The following is a 15,048-nucleotide window of genomic DNA, read 5'->3' on the forward strand; positions in this document are numbered from 1 at the left end:
AATTTTTGTTATTAGGCATCGCAGGAAAGCATAGGATGATAAAAACCTTTTGACAAAGACCTTATCGACATGGAAAGCTATGCCATGAAAGCATATCTTGGAAAATCATATGGATATCCGTGAACTCCGCAATTTCATTCACGTGGCGCGTGCCGGCAGCTTCAGCCGCGCTGCCTCCGAGCTGTACATCGCGCAGCCGGCGCTGAGCCGGCAGATTGCAAAATTGGAGTCGGAGATAGGATTGCCTCTTCTTGTGCGACACGGGCGAGGCGTGAAGCTGACCGAGGCCGGCGCGCGACTGCTTGAACGCGCAGAGATGATTTCGCACATGGTCAACGATACTGGCGAACATGTGCGCGCCAGCGCCAGCACCGAGCGGGGCTATCTGTCAGTGGGACTGCCCCCGACGATAGGCTCGCTGATCGGCGCATCTCTAATACGCGATTTCCGTGAGCAATGGCCAGGCGTCTTGCTACATCTGCGCGAGGGCTTGAGCAGCTCGTTGCAGGAATGGGTACTGGATAAGCGGGTTGATCTGGCAGTGGTATATAACCAGCCGCTTCTGGAAGCTTTCGATGTCCGACCGCTGTTCTCGGAACCGATGGTACTGGTGGCCCCCCCCGGGAGCAATGCTCGCCCGGCCCTCCAGATCCGCGACCTGGCAAGTATTCCGCTTATCCTCCCGGGACTGCCACATAGCAATCGCCGCCTTATTGAGCATGCGGCGATTCAGCATGGGGTCAGGCTGCGCGTCGAGCTCGAGGTCGATAGTGTGGCCCTAACCAAGCAACTGGTGAAATCGGGCGCGGGTTATTCGCTACTGACCTTTGTCGCGGTTAAGAATGAGGTTGACCGGGGAGAACTTATGGCACACGAGATCGCACGGCCTGCCATTCGTTCTACGGTGGCCATCACCACGCTGCGCGAGGGACAGGCCTCACGCCAGCGAGAGGCCTGGATAAATCTGCTGTGCGAAAAGCTCAGAGAACTGACTGAAAGTGAAGAATGGCGCTCAGAAGTGACATGGCTTTATCAACAAGCAAGCGATCTCGGGTAGACGAATAAATCCATACAGACTTTGAAATAATTTCGCTAATCGATGCCCTTCGTTGTGACGCAGATTTTAGGCGCTGAAGAATTACGGACTTTATTGTTAATTATCAATCAGATTACCAACTGGTCTCCCTCTCCGCCGTAGAAGAAATCTTGTGAATGGCCAGATCCGCCCCTTCGAATTCCTGCTCCGGATCAAGGCGGATACCGACTGCCTTCTTGAGCAAGCCATACACGATCCACCCGCCCAGCGCCGCAATGACAATGCCCATCACGCTGCCGATCAGTTGTGACAGGAAGGACACGCCACCCCGCCCCCCCAGCGCCTGCAGGCCGAAGATGCCCGCCGCCAGGCCGCCCCACAATCCGCACAGCCCGTGCAGCGGCCACACGCCCAGCACGTCGTCGATCTTCCATTTGTTCTGGGTACGGGTAAACATCCACACGAAGATCGCCCCGGCCATGCCGCCGGTGACCAGCGCGCCCAGCGGGTGCATCAGGTCCGAGCCTGCGCATACCGCCACCAGTCCGGCCAGCGGGCCGTTGTAGGCGAAGCCGGGGTCGTTGCGGCCCATCAGCAGCGCTACCAGCGTGCCGCCGGCCATGGCCATGAGCGAATTCATCGCGACCAGGCCATTCATCTTGTCCAGCGTCTGCGCGCTCATCACGTTGAAGCCGAACCAGCCCACCGTCAGGATCCACGCGCCCAGTGCCAGGAAGGGGATGTTGGAGGGCGGATGCGCAGCGACCGCGCCTTCCTTGCTGTAGCGGCCTCGGCGCGCACCCAGCAGCAGCACGGCGGGCAGGGCGATCCAGCCACCGACGGCGTGGACCACGATGGAGCCGGCGAAGTCGTGGAATTCTGCGCCGAAGGTAGCGGCCAGCCAGGCTTGCACGCCCAGGTGCTGGTTCCAGGCAATGCCTTCGAAGAAGGGATAGACCAGGCCCACCAGCACGGCCGTGGCCACCAGCTGCGGATTGAACTTGGAACGCTCGGCAATGCCGCCCGAGATGATGGCCGGGATCGCGGCGGCAAAGGTCAGCAGGAAGAAGAACTTCACCAGCTCGAAGCCGCTGCGCTGCGCCAGCGTCTCGGCGCCGGCGAAGAAGCTCACGCCATAGGCGACGTAATAGCCGATGAAGAAATAGACGATGGTCGAGACCGCAAAGTCCGCCAGGATCTTGACCAGGGCATTGACCTGGTTCTTCTTGCGCACTGTGCCCAGCTCAAGGAAGGCGAAACCGGCATGCATGGCCAGGATCATGATCGCCCCCAGCAGGATGAAGAGGGCGTCTGCGCCGTTTTTGTGATCGTCCACCAGAAAATCTCCCAAAAAGTGTGCGAGAAAATGCTTGAAAGCCACGACTCAAGCAATTTCCGTTCCATTTTGGTGAGAAATTCGCAGTACGTTGATTTGAAAGGACTTTTGTGGTGCGTCAGCGAGATGTCAGCTATGGTGGCGCACGAACTTCGTGCATATTCCGCCGGGGTGAGGGAGGTGGGCTGCATTTTGGTGCGCAGCATGCATGGCCTGCACCTCCCCCTTCCCGTTCAGCCCGGTTTTTTCTCCGACAGGGCGCCGATGAAGCTGGTGATCTGCTGCGCCACCGCTTCGGGGCTCTCCAGTGGCGACAGGTGGCCCACGCCGGGCAGGATGTGGAGGACTGCGTGCGGCAGACGCGGCAGAAGCTCGGCCTGCAATGTCGTTACCCGGTCTACCTGGTCGTGCTCTCCAGAGATGACGAGGGTAGGGACATCGATGGCAGCCACGTCGGTCGTGATGTCCTCCGCCATCGCGACGTTGGGCCAGGCGCGCTTGGCCTGCGGCGCTGCCCGCAAGCTGTCCTCGATGACCTGGGCCCGCATGGCGGCGCTCAGGGGCTGGGTCGTGAGCACATGATCGAGGACGAACTCCACCGATTCCCGCGACTGGTAGGCGCCGACCAGCATCCTGCGCTGCTCATCGGAAAGCAGCATGGGCGAGGGTGGCGACGGCGCCACCAGGATCAGCCCTTCGAGCCCGTGCGGCCGGCGCGACGCCATCAGTTGCGCGACCTTGCCACCCATGGAATGCCCCACGAGGATGAAGCGTCGCAGCCCCAGCGCCGCGATGACGCCCTCGGCGTCGGCTGCCAGATCGGCAATGCCATAGCCCTCGGCAGGCGCATCGGATTGACCCCAGCCGCGATGATCGGTGGCGATGATCCGGTACCGGTCTGCCAGTCTTTTCGCCACCGCATCCCAGGTGCGCGACGAGCCACCGTAGTAATGCAGGAACACCAGCGCCAGCTCACCGCTGCCTTGCAGGGTCACATGGATGCGGATTCCGTTCGTTTCGATTTTCATTTCTCTGCTCCCTGTGTGATTCGGTAAGGCAATGTTATATTCGATTCCTTAAATTTATAATTGGCGAATTGTTAGCTACAGTCGATACTGTGAAGATCGAATAAGGAAGTGGCATGGACCAACTGATGAGCCTCCATGTCTTCGTGGTGGCGGTGGAGGAAGGCAGTTTTGCCGGGGCGGCGCGGCGCTTGAAACTGTCGCCAGCGATGGCGGGCAAGCACGTCAGCCAGATCGAATCCGAATTGAATGCCCGTTTGTTTCAGCGTACGACACGCAGCCTGAGCCTCACCGATGTGGGCCGGAGCTACTACGAACGTTGTCGGCACATTCTTGCCGCGCTCGATGAGGCGAACCGGGAAGCCGCCGCCGCCCAGGCCAGCGTGCGCGGAACCCTCCGTGTGGCCACGCCGATCACCTTCGGTGCGATGCATCTGGGCGAGGTGGTCGCGCGCTATGTGGCGGACCACCCCGAGGTCAACGTGGAAGTCTTGCTGGGCGATCGCTATATCGACCTGCTCGATGCCGGCGTGGACGTCGCCATCCGCATCGGGCGACTCGACGATCCCGCGCTTGTCATGCGTCGTCTTGCCTCCTGCCCCATGGTCGTGTGCGCCGCGCCGGAATTTATCAAACGGTATGGCATGCCGCTTACGCCAGCCGATCTGGCGGCCGCACCGCGTCTGGCCTTCAGCGAGGCCGTGTCCGCCGGGGACTGGACCTTCATCGACGCATCGCAGCGCTCGTATCGCATCGACGGCCCCTGTCGGGTAGTGGCCAACAACATGCAGATGCTGCTGGCCTGCGCATTGGCTGGTGCGGGCGTGGCCTACGGGCCAGCCTTCGTCTTTGGCGAGCACATCAGGGAGGGGCGGCTGCTGGCATTGCTGCCGGATTACCGCACTTCTGAATTGGCCATCCAAGCGGTCTATCCGAGCGCGCGGGGAATCCCGGTAAAAGTGCGGCGCTTCGTCGACTATCTTGCCAAGGACTTCGGCAATCATCCTCCATGGGACGGGTAGCAACACTGGGGTGCGGTTCACCTCGACGTCAAGGAGACGGCAGATTACCTACGACCTTAATGCGATGACACAAACATCGCGGACGGTTCCGGATCGGGGAGCGCGTACGCACTTCTCATCCGCGCCACCTCTTGAACCGGGGACCTTCCAAACAGACGTTTGAATTCACGGCTGAACTGCGATGCGCTTTCATAGCCGACGCGTGCGCTTGCGGCGGCCACCGTCAGGCCGTTGCGCAGCATCAGCAAACGCGCCTGATGCAAGCGCGTCGACTTGAGATATTGCATCGGAGAAGTGGCCGTGACCGACTTGAAATGCGCGTGAAAGGAAGGCGGGCTCATCCCGGCTTCCTGCGCAAGCTGTTCAACGTCCAGTTTGTCTGCGTAGGCGGCGTGGATCTTCCGGATTGCCCTGGCCACTTTCCCGTACTGTCCATCATTGCGCAGCGCTGCTCTCATCGAGGCGCCCTGCTCGCCGGTCAGTACGCGCAGATAGATTTCCTTCACCAATGCCTTGCCCAGGATCCGCGCTTCCATCGGGATACTCACGGCTTCCAGAAAACGGAGAACGGATGCCTGCATCCTGTGGTCCATGCGCGTAGCAAACATGGTCTGCGGGCTTGCGGATATATCGGCCTCGTCCATCTGCAAGAGCACCTCCGCAAGAAGTTGAAAGTCCAGCCGGAAGTAGATTGCCAGCAACGGCGCCTTCGCACTGGCGTCGGTTTCCATCGTGAAGGGCACGGGAACGGAGACGGCCAGATAGTGTTGCGCGTCATAGAGATAGGTCTGTCCGCCCAGGAATCCGCGCTTTCGTCCCTGAACGACCACGACGATGCCCGGCTCGTACAAGACGGGCGTTTCAGTCAACGCGCGGTTGGACCTCAAGAACCTGACATCCGCAAGCCGCGACAGGTGATAGCCTTCCTCAGGAGCGAGCTGGGTAAGCAGCTCCACCATGCGCTGGTGCGCACTCAATTGTGGACTCAAATGCCCACGCAATTCTTTCGGTGCCGATTTCTTCATGCCTTCCAACATAGGTGTTTTCATAGTTTTAGGCAAACATTGAATGCCAACCGACATGGCGCGATCTGACGCGCTTGCCTATCATCCACCTCATCGACTTCCCCGGGTGAGGAACTGCATGGGTTCCTCAGGGAGGTTTTATCAGAGGATAGATGGAGATAGCGATGGGAGTATCCAGGAAATTGAACTTTCTGATCACCGGCGTCAGTTCAGGATTCGGTCATGCTTTTGCGGATGCCGCCTTGCAGGCAGGTCATTCAGTAATAGGCACAGTACGAAGCCAGGACGCCAAACGAGAATTTGAGAACATCGCCCCGGGAGGCGCAAAGGCTATCGTCCTCGACGTGACCGATTTCTCCTCCATTGACGGGGCAATCGCCTCGGCGGTCGAGGGTGTGGGGCCGATCGATGTCCTGGTCAATAACGCTGGTTATGGACACGAAGGCGCTCTTGAAGAGTCATCATTGGATGAAATGCGGCGTCAGTTCGACGTCAACGTATTCGGCGCCGTCGCCATGATCAAAGCGGTGCTGCCGTCGATGCGTGCCCTTCGTAGCGGTCATATCATCAACATCACCTCCATGGGTGGTTTCATTACCATGCCCGGTATCGCCTACTACTGCGGCAGCAAGTTTGCATTGGAAGGCATTTCCGAAACGCTTGCCAAGGAAGTGGCTGATTTCGGTATCAAGGTCACCGCAGTGGCGCCAGGCTCTTTCCGTACCGATTGGGCTGGGCGGTCCATGGTGCGCTCGCCGCGCAGCATTCCCGATTACGATGCGGTGATCGACCCGATTCGTTCTGCGCGTCAGGACAAGAGCGGACGTCAACTCGGCGATCCTGCCAAGGCGGCGCAAGTGCTGCTCGATATTGCCTGCGCTCCTGACGCGCCCATCCATCTCTTGCTCGGCAGCGATGCAGTGAAACTGGTACGGGAGAAGATGGCGAAGATGGGGGCGGACATCGATGCGTGGGAAAAAGTCTCTGTTTCGACTGACTTCCAGTAAATGCCCTTGCATCGCATTGGCGACATCGGCTTGCGTTTGTCGCAGGTAGCAGCATGAGCACGCGGCCTCGCGGCCGCATTTTCTCAAGTGGTGGTTGGCATTCTCTGTGGGTCAGTATTGGTCAGGCGGGTTTCATCGGACGGTCACATTCGATTGCTAAATTGCAATCCCCCCGTGTATCGCTCACCCCCTCACAGGAGTCGCCATGCCAGACCAGAACCCGCCAGCCGACCACAGCCGCCGCCGCTTCCTGCGCGACAGTGCGGTCACCACCGTCGGCGCCGCCGCCGCGCTTGCCAGCCCGGCCGCTTTGTCCGCCACCCCGGCCGCACCGGCCATCGTCACTTCCGAACGCCTGCGCCCGCAATTTCCGGGCGGCGTCATGAGCGGGGATGTCACCCGCGACAGCGCCATCCTCTGGGCGCGGGCCGACCGCAATGCGCGCATGCTGGTCGAGTACTCGACCAGCGAGAACTTCACCAACCCCGTCCGTATCGCTGGCCCCACGGCGCTGGCGCGGGAGGACTACACCGCCCGCGTGGACCTGCGCGACTTGCCTGCCGGTCAGCGCATCTACTACCGCGTACGCTTCCAGGACCTGGTGCATGAGTCGGCGCTGAGCGAGCCGCTTACCGGCAGTCTCATGATGCCGGCATCCGTGCACGGCCAGGCGCGTGACATCACCTTTGCCTTCTCGGGCGATGAAGCCGGCCAGGGCTGGGGCATCAACGAGCAGTGGGGCGGTTATCGCGTGTACGAAAGCATGCGCCGCTTCCGGCCGGATTTCTTCATTCATTCGGGTGACCAGATCTATGCCGATGGTCCGATCCAGGCTGAAGTGAAGCTGGACGATGGCAGCCTGTGGCGCAATGTGGTGACCGAAGCCAAGTCCAAGGTAGCGCAGACGCTGGACGACTATCGCGGCAACTTCGCCTACAACATGCTGGACGCCAACAAGCGCCGCTTCGCCGCCGAAGTGCCTTTCCTGGTGCAGTGGGACGACCACGAGGTGCGCAACAACTGGTATCCGGGCCAGGAGATCGGCGCGGCGGAAAAACGCTACGACGAACGCAACATCGATGTGCTGGCCGCCCGCGCGCGTCAGGCCATGTTCGAACACAATCCCTTCCGCATCGACAGCGCCGATCCTTTCCGCATCTATCGCGCGTTCAACCATGGGCCGCTGCTGGAAGTGTTCATGCTGGACGAGCGCAGCTATCGCGGCCGCAATTCGCCCAACCGCCAGAAGGGCGGGCACGATGCCGATTTCCTCGGCCCCGAGCAGATGCGCTGGATCAAGCAGGCGCTGCTGCGTTCGCGCTCGACCTGGAAGCTGATCGCCAGCGATATGCCGCTCTCCATCGTGGTGCCGGACCTGAACCCGGATGTGCCCCAGGGGACCTTCGAAGCCTGGGCCAATGCCGACAATGGCAAGCCGTCCGGACGCGAACTGGAAGTGGCCGAGCTGCTGCGCTTCATCAAGCAGCATGACATCAAGAACGTGGTCTGGGTGACGGCCGACGTGCATTACGCCTCGGCCACGCACTACGCACCGGAGCGGGCCCAGTTCACCGACTTCAAGCCCTTCTGGGAATTCGTCGGCGGGCCGATCAATGCCGGCACCTTCGGGCCTGGCGAGATCGATCGCACCTTCGGTCCGGATGTGCGTTTCGTCAGCATCCCGGCGGACATGAAGCAGAACCGCTCACCGGCGGAACTGCTGCAATTCTTTGGCATCGGCAAGATCGATGCGAAGAGCAAGACGCTCACCGTCACGCTGCACAACACGGACGGCAAGGAGATCTACAAGGTGGAGTTGCCGCCGGAGGCCTGATCGGGTGATCCCTTGATGGATGTGTTGTAGCAAGGCCGGACCGGGATCAGCCCGGTCCGGCGAGCTTGCGCGAGATCGTCGCACAGGCTTGCAGCAGTGGCTGCACATAGGCCTGCTGTGCATCGGGCAGGCGACGATAGAGCGGAATGCTCACGCTCACGCAGGCGACCGGCGCGCCATCGGCACCGACGATGGCCGCGCCGTAGCAGAAAATCTGGGCTTCGTTTTCCTCGCGGTCTTCGGCGTAGCCGCGTGCGCGGGTGTCTTCCACATCGGCGCGCAGGGCGGCCAGTTCGGTATGCGTGTTGGCGGTGAAGGCTTGCAGATGCAGCGTACGCATCAGACGTTCGCGATGGGCTTCCTCCAGTCCGGCCAGATAGGCCTTGCCCACTGAACTCGAATACAAGGTCACGCGGGTGCCGATGCGCGAATCCATGCGCACCGCTTGCGGACTTTCCAGCTTCTCGATATAGACCATGCTGTGATCGCTGGGCACGGCCAGGTGCACGGTCTCGCGCGTGAGGTCGCGCAGCTGGCGCAAGGACTCGATGGCGGTGGTGCGGATGTCGCTGCGGTCCCAGGCGCGGCTGGCGAGATTGATGAGACGCGGGCCGACTTCATACTGCTTGTTGCGCGGGTTTTCCACTACCATGCCTTCGGCCATCAGCGCGGCCAGGATGCGATAGACCGTGGGGCGCGGATAGCCCGACAGAGCGGACAGTTGCGCAATGTTCAATGGCGCGTCCTGGTCGGCGATCAGTTGCAGCACCACCATGAACTTGGAGAAGGCGGCGGTGCCGGCGATCCTGGTGGCGTCGTCTGGATGTGGGTCGTGGGCGGGCATGAGCGCGGGCGATGGAAACGGAGTCGCGGGAGATTATAGCGGAGCCCCTGCGTAAAAAATCCCGCGCCGCCTGGAGCATCGGCGCGGGCAAATGGCATTGCACGTGAAAGCGGGGCGGATGGCTCAGGCCACCAGGTAGCCGCCATCCACCGGCACGATGGCGCCGGTCATGAAGGACGCCGCTGGTGAACACAGGAAGGCCACTACCTGGCCGACGTCTTCCGGCTGCCCCCAGCGGCCCAGCGGGGTGCGCGCCAGGATGGGGCCGGCCCGCACGGGGTCGTCCTGCAGGGCCTGGGTCAGCGGGGTGGCGATCCAGCCGGGGGCCACCGCATTGACGCGGATGCCGTCAGCGGCATAGGCAATGGCCAGCGACTTGGTCAGTTGCGCCACGCCGCCCTTGCTGGCGCTATAGCCCGGCACCAGGCCGCCGCCGAAGAAGCTGAGCATGGATGCCGTATTGACGATGCAGCCCCTGGACTGCCTGAGCAGCTCGCGCGCGGCGGCGCATACGCGCATGGTGCCGGTGAGGTTCACGGCGATGACCTGCTCGAATACTTCCGTCTCCAGTTCCGCACCTCGCTTGATGATGCCGGCGCAGTTGACCACGATGTCCAGTTGCGTGAGACCGGACAATACAGCGTGTACGCTCTCTTCACTGGCCACGTTCATCTCCACCAGAGTGATGCCGCTGCCTTCGAACTCTTCATGCGCAAAGGGCGGCAGGCCGGCCGCGATCACGCGTGCGCCCAGCGCAGCCAGTTGTCGCGCGACAGCCGCGCCTATGCCTTGCGTACCGCCGGTGACCAGGGCGGTCTTGCCCTTGAGCAGATCGGGAATGAAGCTCATTGTTTTCCTTGTGGTGAGTGGCAGGAGACTGGCTGGATGCCGCTACCCGTAGGCGGCGGCATCGGGTCAGGCTACTGGTGCATGACGGTGGGGAGGATCAGGCGTGCGACTCGATGGGTTTGTCCACCACGAACATGTAGACCAGTGCTGCGGCAAAGGCGACGGCGGCGCTGATCAGGAGGGCGTTGACGAAGGAGTGGGTCTGGTCCACCACCACGCCTGTGATCACGGGGGCGAGCGAGCCGCCGAGATAGCCGCCGAAGTTCTGCATGCTGCCCAGCGACGCCACCAGGCGGCGCGGAATGGCCACCGACACCAGCGCCCATGCGCCGCCCGAAGCCATGTTCACGAAGGCCATGGCCAGCGAGATGTAGACGATGGCCATGGTCGTGCTGGGGGTGTAGGCCGCCGGGATGGTGAAGGCGCCGGCGCCGATCAGGCCTGCGCAGATCGGCCACTTGCGGCTGCGGATGGCGGGCATGCCGCGCTTCATCAGGCCATCGGCGATATAGCCGGAAGAGAGCATGCCGAGTGTGCCGAAGATGTAGGGAATCACCACCACCCAGCCGGTGCGCGCAATGGAGAGGTGGCGCTCATGCTCCAGGTAGGCCGGCAGCCAGGTCAGGTACAGCCACACCATGTAGATCACGCCCATGAAGCCGAACAGCATGCCCCAGGTGGTGCGGTAGGTGAAGAGGCTCTTCCATTCGCTCCAGCTCAGCTTGGCATTGGCGTTGGGATCGTTGTCGTGGTCATCGGCCAGGTAGAGCACTTCGGAGGGCGTGAGCTGGACTTCGTTGCGATTGCGGTAGAACAGGTACCAGCCCACCGAGACGGCGATGCCCAGCACGCCCATGATGACGAACATCATGCGCCAGCCGAAGGAGAGCATCAGGATCGTCAGGATGGGCGGCGCCAGCGCCGGTCCGATGGTGGAGGAGGCCACGAAGATGCCGGTCGGTCCGCCGCGCTCGCGCATGGCAAACCATTCCGAGACCACCTTGGCGCCGGCCGGGAACTGCGGCGCTTCGCCCAGCCCCAGGAAGACCCGCGCCACCAGGAACTGCTGCAGGTTGTTGACGAAGCCGCCGGCCAGCTGCGCCACCGACCAGATGAACATGCCCGCGCCCAGCATCACACGTGCGCCGAACTTGTCGAGCATGGCGCCGATGGGCAATTGCGAGAAGGCATAGGCCAGCGAGAAGGCTGACAGCAACAGGCCCATCTGCGAGGCGGAGAGATTGAGTTCCTGGCTTACCGAGTGATTGGCGATGGACAGGGTGCTGCGGTCGAGGTAGTTGACGATGCCTGCCAGCATCAGGAAGCTCAGTGCGACCACCTGTATGCGTTTGAGCCGGGGGCTCTTTTCCTTTTGGACTTCCATGGGTTACGTCTCCAGTGTGAATGAGTCAATGCCATTGGCTTGCTTCGTGCCGGCTCCGTCTGTTGCGGTGCTCGCTGTCGATGACATGGCCGAAGCGTCGTGCAAGGATGCTGTCTTGAGGACGTTGTGGATGCCGTCCCTGCTACTGCTCCGGCGCCGCCAGAGTGAGGCGTCGATGTTGCCTGCCTCACTCTGGCGGCGATCCTTGCTTGCCCGGATGATTCCTGTGCTCGAGCGGCAAGCCGCTCAATACGTGGCGCGTCCGCCCGAGAGATCGAACACTGCGCCGGTGTTGAAGCTGCATGAGCCGGAGCACAGCCATGCGCTCAGCTCGGCCACTTCCTCGACCGTGCCAAGTCTGTGCATGGGGCTCTTGGCGATCATGGTCTGCACATGCGCTGGCGACATCTGTTCCAGCAGCGCGGTCTTCACGGCGGCGGGTGCAATGGCGTTGACCAGCACGCCGCTCTCGGCCAGCTCCTTGCCCAGCGACTTGGTCAGCGCCAGCACGCCCGCCTTGGCGGCGCTGTAGGCCGAGGCATTGGGCGTGCCTTCCTTGCCGGCCAGCGAGGCGATGTTGACGATGCGTCCGCGTCCGGCCGCGCGCATGGCCGGCGTCACGCTGCGGCAGGCATGGAAGACGCCCAGCAGGTTGACCTGCACGATGCGATGCCACTCATCCACGTCATACTCGTCCAGCGGCACGGTGGCGCCAGCGTAACCAGCGTTGTTGATGAGGAAATCGATGCGGCCAGTGTCGGCCAGCAATTGCTGGGCGGCCTGCATGACCGCAGGGGCGTCGGTGATGTCGATGCTTTGTTGCCGATAGGGCGAGGTAGCGTCGTGCTGCTGGTCCCAGACCACGACCTGCGCGCCGCCTGCGGCCAGGCGCGCGCTGATGGCTGCGCCGATGCCGCCATGGCCACCGGTGACCACGGCCACGCAGTCGCCAAAGTCATAGGATGCGCGGGAATAAGTCATTTCATTCATCCTCAGCGTACGAAGCGATCGACGTAATCACTGCCCAGTCCCACCGCTTCATAGTGCTTGCGGCACATGTCGAGCTTGGTGAAGACATCCTCGTAGCCTTCGAACTTGCCCCAGGGATCGCAATAGAACATGACGCCGGTGATGTGGAAGTAGGTGATCATCTCTTCCACGTCTTCGGGCACGTAGAGGGTGTGGGTCTCGCCGGGCGGTTCGAAGACGTAGCTGCCTTGTTCGGCGATCCAGTCGTGTTCCAGATAACGCCATTTTCCCTTGAGCACCATGCCATGCACCGGCGCCGGATGGCGGTGGCGCGACAGCACGCCGGACTTGCGTACGCGCAGCAGGTTGGTCCAGTAGCCCTGCGAGACATTCAGGCAGAGCGGGCGGAACCAGACGTTATCGGCCTGCGGCACCCAGATGCGCTCATCCTCGGGAATGGCCGGGTTGACGACGATCTCCAGCGGCGCTTCCTTGGGGTTGGGGAATTGATAGGGCTGCATGCGCGAATCGGCGGGCATGGGGCTGCTCATGGGTGTCTCCTGTTGAGTGGTTCATCGACGCTTGATGTTTTATTTGTCCGCATTGTGGACGTTGCGTCTGCTATGTGGTCACTGTGCTTCAAGCAAAACGTAGTGTCAATGCCGCCGAGGCCTTGCAGATTGGAAGCGAAAGCGAGTCAGGAGCCTGAATCGGGCTATAAGGCCGCAGATCGGAAGGAAGGAGCGTGTACCCTACAAGGCGAGTCAGCCGGCAGGCGGGTCCGCATGAAAAAATTTGCAGCAGGCGTTTCATCTCCGTCCTGCGGGAAGCCACAGGCGGAGAATGAGAACGCGGCGGGATGCCGCCTCAGTCGTTCCAGTGGACCTGGGCGAAGGCCTCGGTGAGGAAATCCAGCATGGCCCGCATCTTGGCCGGCAGGTGGGTGCGGCTGGGATAGACCGCGTAGATGCCCAGTTCGGGCGAGCCATAGTCCTCCAGGATGGAGACCAGCTGGCCGCTGCGCAGGTGCTGGTCGATCATGAAGGTGGGCTGGCGGGTGATGCCGATGCCGCCCAGCGCCGCCTGGACGCAGCTGTCGCCATTGTTGACGTGCAGGCGCGAACTCACGCGCACGCTCACCGGACCTTCCGGGCCGCTGAACTGCCATTCGTCCTTGCTCTGGTTGTAGCTGTAGCTGATGGTTTGGTGCTGCGCCAGTTCGTGCGGATGGGCGGGCGTGCCGTGGGCGTCGAGATAGGCGGGCGAGGCGCAGACATGCAGGCTGGTGCTGGTCAGCTTGCGATGGACCAGGGTGGAGTCGGACAGGCGGGCGATGCGGATGGCCATGTCGTAACCCTCGTCGATGATATCGACGATGCGGTCCGACAAGGTAATGTCCAGCGAGATCTCGGGATGGCGCTCCAGGAACATTGGCCACAGCGGGGCCAGGTGCAAGACGCCGAAGGTGAGCGGGGCATTGATGCGCAACAGGCCGGTGGGTTTGGCGTTGCCGGAGGAGAGCAGGTCATCGGCCTCTTCGAGGGCGGCGACGATCTGCTTGCAGCGTTCCAGATAGAGGGCGCCGGCTTCGGTGAGCGAGAGCCGGCGCGTGGTCCGCTGCATCAGCCGCGAGCCCAGGCGGGCTTCCAGTTCCAGCACCGTGCGCGAGACCGCCGCCTTGGAAATGCTGAGGGCCTCGGCTGCCTTGACGAAGCTGCCCAGGTCGGCCACGGCGATGAAGCATTCGATTTCGCGCAGTTTGTTCAAATCATCTATCCCCTGAAGGCGCCGCGTGCGCCCTCGAGGATGGGGCGACTCAGGCGGCGACTGGTTGTTTCGCCAGCAGGCGGGAGCCGGTGCCGAAGGCAAAGGCGTCCATGCGCAGGCTATGATACGTCGAACCACTGTCCAGGTGTACCAGTTGGGTCCAGTCATCGGCCGCACCCATGGCAAAGAAGAGGGTCAGCAGGTGCTCGTCGCTGGGATGATTGCGCACGGCGTGCGGGGCGGTGGTCCGGTAGCCGAACAGGGCGTCGCGGTCGCCGGCCTGCATGCGGTCCAGGAACCATTGCAGGAATTGCAGCGTATGCGGGGCATCGCCGCTGTCTGCGTCATTGCGGCGCAGTTCGCGCAGGTTGTGCGTGAAGCTGCCCGAGCCCACCAGCAGGATGCCTTCCCGGGCCAGGGGCGCCAGCAACTGGCCCACCTGGAAGTGATAGGCCGGCGGCTGCTGCGATTGTAGCGACAGCTGGATCACCGGCACATCGGCCTGGGGATACAGGTAGCGCAGCGGCACCCAGGCACCATGGTCCAGGCCCCAGCCGCCATCGGTATGGGCCGGCAGGCCGCCGTCGCGCAGGCGTTGCGCCACGTGCTCGGCCAGGGCCGGGGCGCCGGGGGCGGGGTAGTCCAGTTCGTAGAGTGCTTGCGGGAAACCGCCGAAGTCGTGGATCACCCGCGGCTTGGCCTGGTTGCCCACTCGCGGGGTGAAGGTTTCCCAGTGCGGCGACACCACCACGATGCCACGCGGACGCGGCAGCGTCGCGCCGATGCCGGCCAGCAGCGGACCGGTGCGGCCTGGCTCCACCGCCAGCATGGGCGAGCCGTGCGAGACGAACAGCGAGGGCAGGGGGAGGCTATCGGCGGCAGTGGTGGTGGACATGATGGGGTTCCTCGGATATTGCACTAAATGATATAAAACATTTGCGCCGGGCGCG

Annotated in this window: 14 protein-coding genes; 4 read left to right on the plus strand and 10 right to left on the minus strand. The window is 62.4% G+C overall.

The window, feature by feature from the left end:
• The first annotated feature begins 109 nt into the window (after positions 1 to 109).
• Entirely contained in the window at positions 110 to 1,057 is a 948-nt protein-coding gene (locus tag BGK68_RS09040) for a LysR family transcriptional regulator (protein ID WP_075256821.1), read from the plus strand.
• Positions 1,058 to 1,169: 112 nt separating this feature from the next.
• On the opposite strand, the gene BGK68_RS09045 is transcribed toward BGK68_RS09040, so the two are convergent.
• Both BGK68_RS09045 and BGK68_RS09050 read right to left on the minus strand, forming a co-directional pair.
• Positions 1,170 to 2,372 (minus strand): ammonium transporter, encoded by a 1,203-nt coding sequence (locus BGK68_RS09045; RefSeq protein WP_075256822.1) that lies wholly within the window; start codon positions 2,370 to 2,372, stop codon positions 1,170 to 1,172.
• Between the two features lie 233 nt (positions 2,373 to 2,605).
• Positions 2,606 to 3,400 carry an alpha/beta fold hydrolase gene (locus BGK68_RS09050; RefSeq protein ID WP_075256823.1) on the minus strand — a complete coding sequence of 265 codons (795 nt, stop codon included), beginning with the start codon at positions 3,398 to 3,400 and terminating at the stop codon, positions 2,606 to 2,608.
• 113 nt (positions 3,401 to 3,513) lie between these two features.
• Between BGK68_RS09050 and BGK68_RS09055 the strand changes: the two genes are divergently transcribed.
• Positions 3,514 to 4,419, plus strand: a complete 906-nt coding sequence (locus BGK68_RS09055; RefSeq protein ID WP_075256824.1) for a LysR family transcriptional regulator — start codon at positions 3,514 to 3,516, stop codon at positions 4,417 to 4,419.
• A 56-nt stretch (positions 4,420 to 4,475) separates the two neighbouring features.
• On the opposite strand, the gene BGK68_RS09060 is transcribed toward BGK68_RS09055, so the two are convergent.
• On the minus strand, positions 4,476 to 5,444 hold the full coding sequence (locus BGK68_RS09060; protein WP_075259754.1) for an AraC family transcriptional regulator: 969 nt from the start codon (positions 5,442 to 5,444) through the stop codon (positions 4,476 to 4,478).
• A gap of 164 nt (positions 5,445 to 5,608) precedes the next feature.
• On the opposite strand from BGK68_RS09060, the gene BGK68_RS09065 reads away from it, so the two are divergent.
• Together BGK68_RS09065 and BGK68_RS09070 are read left to right on the plus strand one after the other, a co-directional pair.
• Positions 5,609 to 6,451, plus strand: a complete 843-nt coding sequence (locus BGK68_RS09065; RefSeq protein WP_075259755.1) for an oxidoreductase — start codon at positions 5,609 to 5,611, stop codon at positions 6,449 to 6,451.
• Positions 6,452 to 6,656: 205 nt separating this feature from the next.
• A complete protein-coding gene (locus BGK68_RS09070) occupies positions 6,657 to 8,285 on the plus strand; it encodes an alkaline phosphatase D family protein (protein ID WP_075256825.1) in 1,629 nt (542 codons plus the stop codon).
• Between the two features lie 46 nt (positions 8,286 to 8,331).
• Here BGK68_RS09070 and BGK68_RS09075 read toward each other — a convergent pair whose 3' ends face one another.
• The 7 genes from BGK68_RS09075 to BGK68_RS09105 all read right to left on the minus strand — a co-directional run bounded on the left by BGK68_RS09075 (position 8,332) and on the right by BGK68_RS09105 (position 14,993).
• Positions 8,332 to 9,129, minus strand: a complete 798-nt coding sequence (locus BGK68_RS09075; RefSeq protein WP_075256826.1) for an IclR family transcriptional regulator — start codon at positions 9,127 to 9,129, stop codon at positions 8,332 to 8,334.
• Between the two features lie 123 nt (positions 9,130 to 9,252).
• Positions 9,253 to 9,978: an SDR family NAD(P)-dependent oxidoreductase gene (locus tag BGK68_RS09080; RefSeq protein WP_075256827.1), complete on the minus strand. Its 726-nt coding sequence runs from the start codon at positions 9,976 to 9,978 to the stop codon at positions 9,253 to 9,255.
• Between the two features lie 97 nt (positions 9,979 to 10,075).
• Complete coding sequence (locus tag BGK68_RS09085; RefSeq protein WP_013232620.1) at positions 10,076 to 11,362, minus strand: MFS transporter; 1,287 nt, start codon at positions 11,360 to 11,362, stop codon at positions 10,076 to 10,078.
• A gap of 246 nt (positions 11,363 to 11,608) precedes the next feature.
• The gene (locus BGK68_RS09090; RefSeq protein ID WP_075256828.1) at positions 11,609 to 12,343 is read right to left on the minus strand and encodes an SDR family NAD(P)-dependent oxidoreductase; all 735 of its coding nucleotides are present in this window, start codon (positions 12,341 to 12,343) and stop codon (positions 11,609 to 11,611) included.
• Positions 12,344 to 12,354: 11 nt separating this feature from the next.
• On the minus strand, positions 12,355 to 12,882 hold the full coding sequence (locus tag BGK68_RS09095; RefSeq protein ID WP_075256829.1) for a 2,4'-dihydroxyacetophenone dioxygenase family protein: 528 nt from the start codon (positions 12,880 to 12,882) through the stop codon (positions 12,355 to 12,357).
• Between the two features lie 316 nt (positions 12,883 to 13,198).
• Positions 13,199 to 14,098 (minus strand): LysR family transcriptional regulator, encoded by a 900-nt coding sequence (locus tag BGK68_RS09100; RefSeq protein WP_075256830.1) that lies wholly within the window; start codon positions 14,096 to 14,098, stop codon positions 13,199 to 13,201.
• A gap of 49 nt (positions 14,099 to 14,147) precedes the next feature.
• Entirely contained in the window at positions 14,148 to 14,993 is an 846-nt protein-coding gene (locus BGK68_RS09105; protein WP_075256831.1) for a dioxygenase family protein, read from the minus strand.
• Between the last annotated feature and the right edge of the window lie 55 nt (positions 14,994 to 15,048).

The sequence above is a fragment of the Herbaspirillum camelliae genome (genome assembly GCF_001929405.1).
Lineage (GTDB): Bacteria > Pseudomonadota > Gammaproteobacteria > Burkholderiales > Burkholderiaceae_D > Herbaspirillum > Herbaspirillum seropedicae.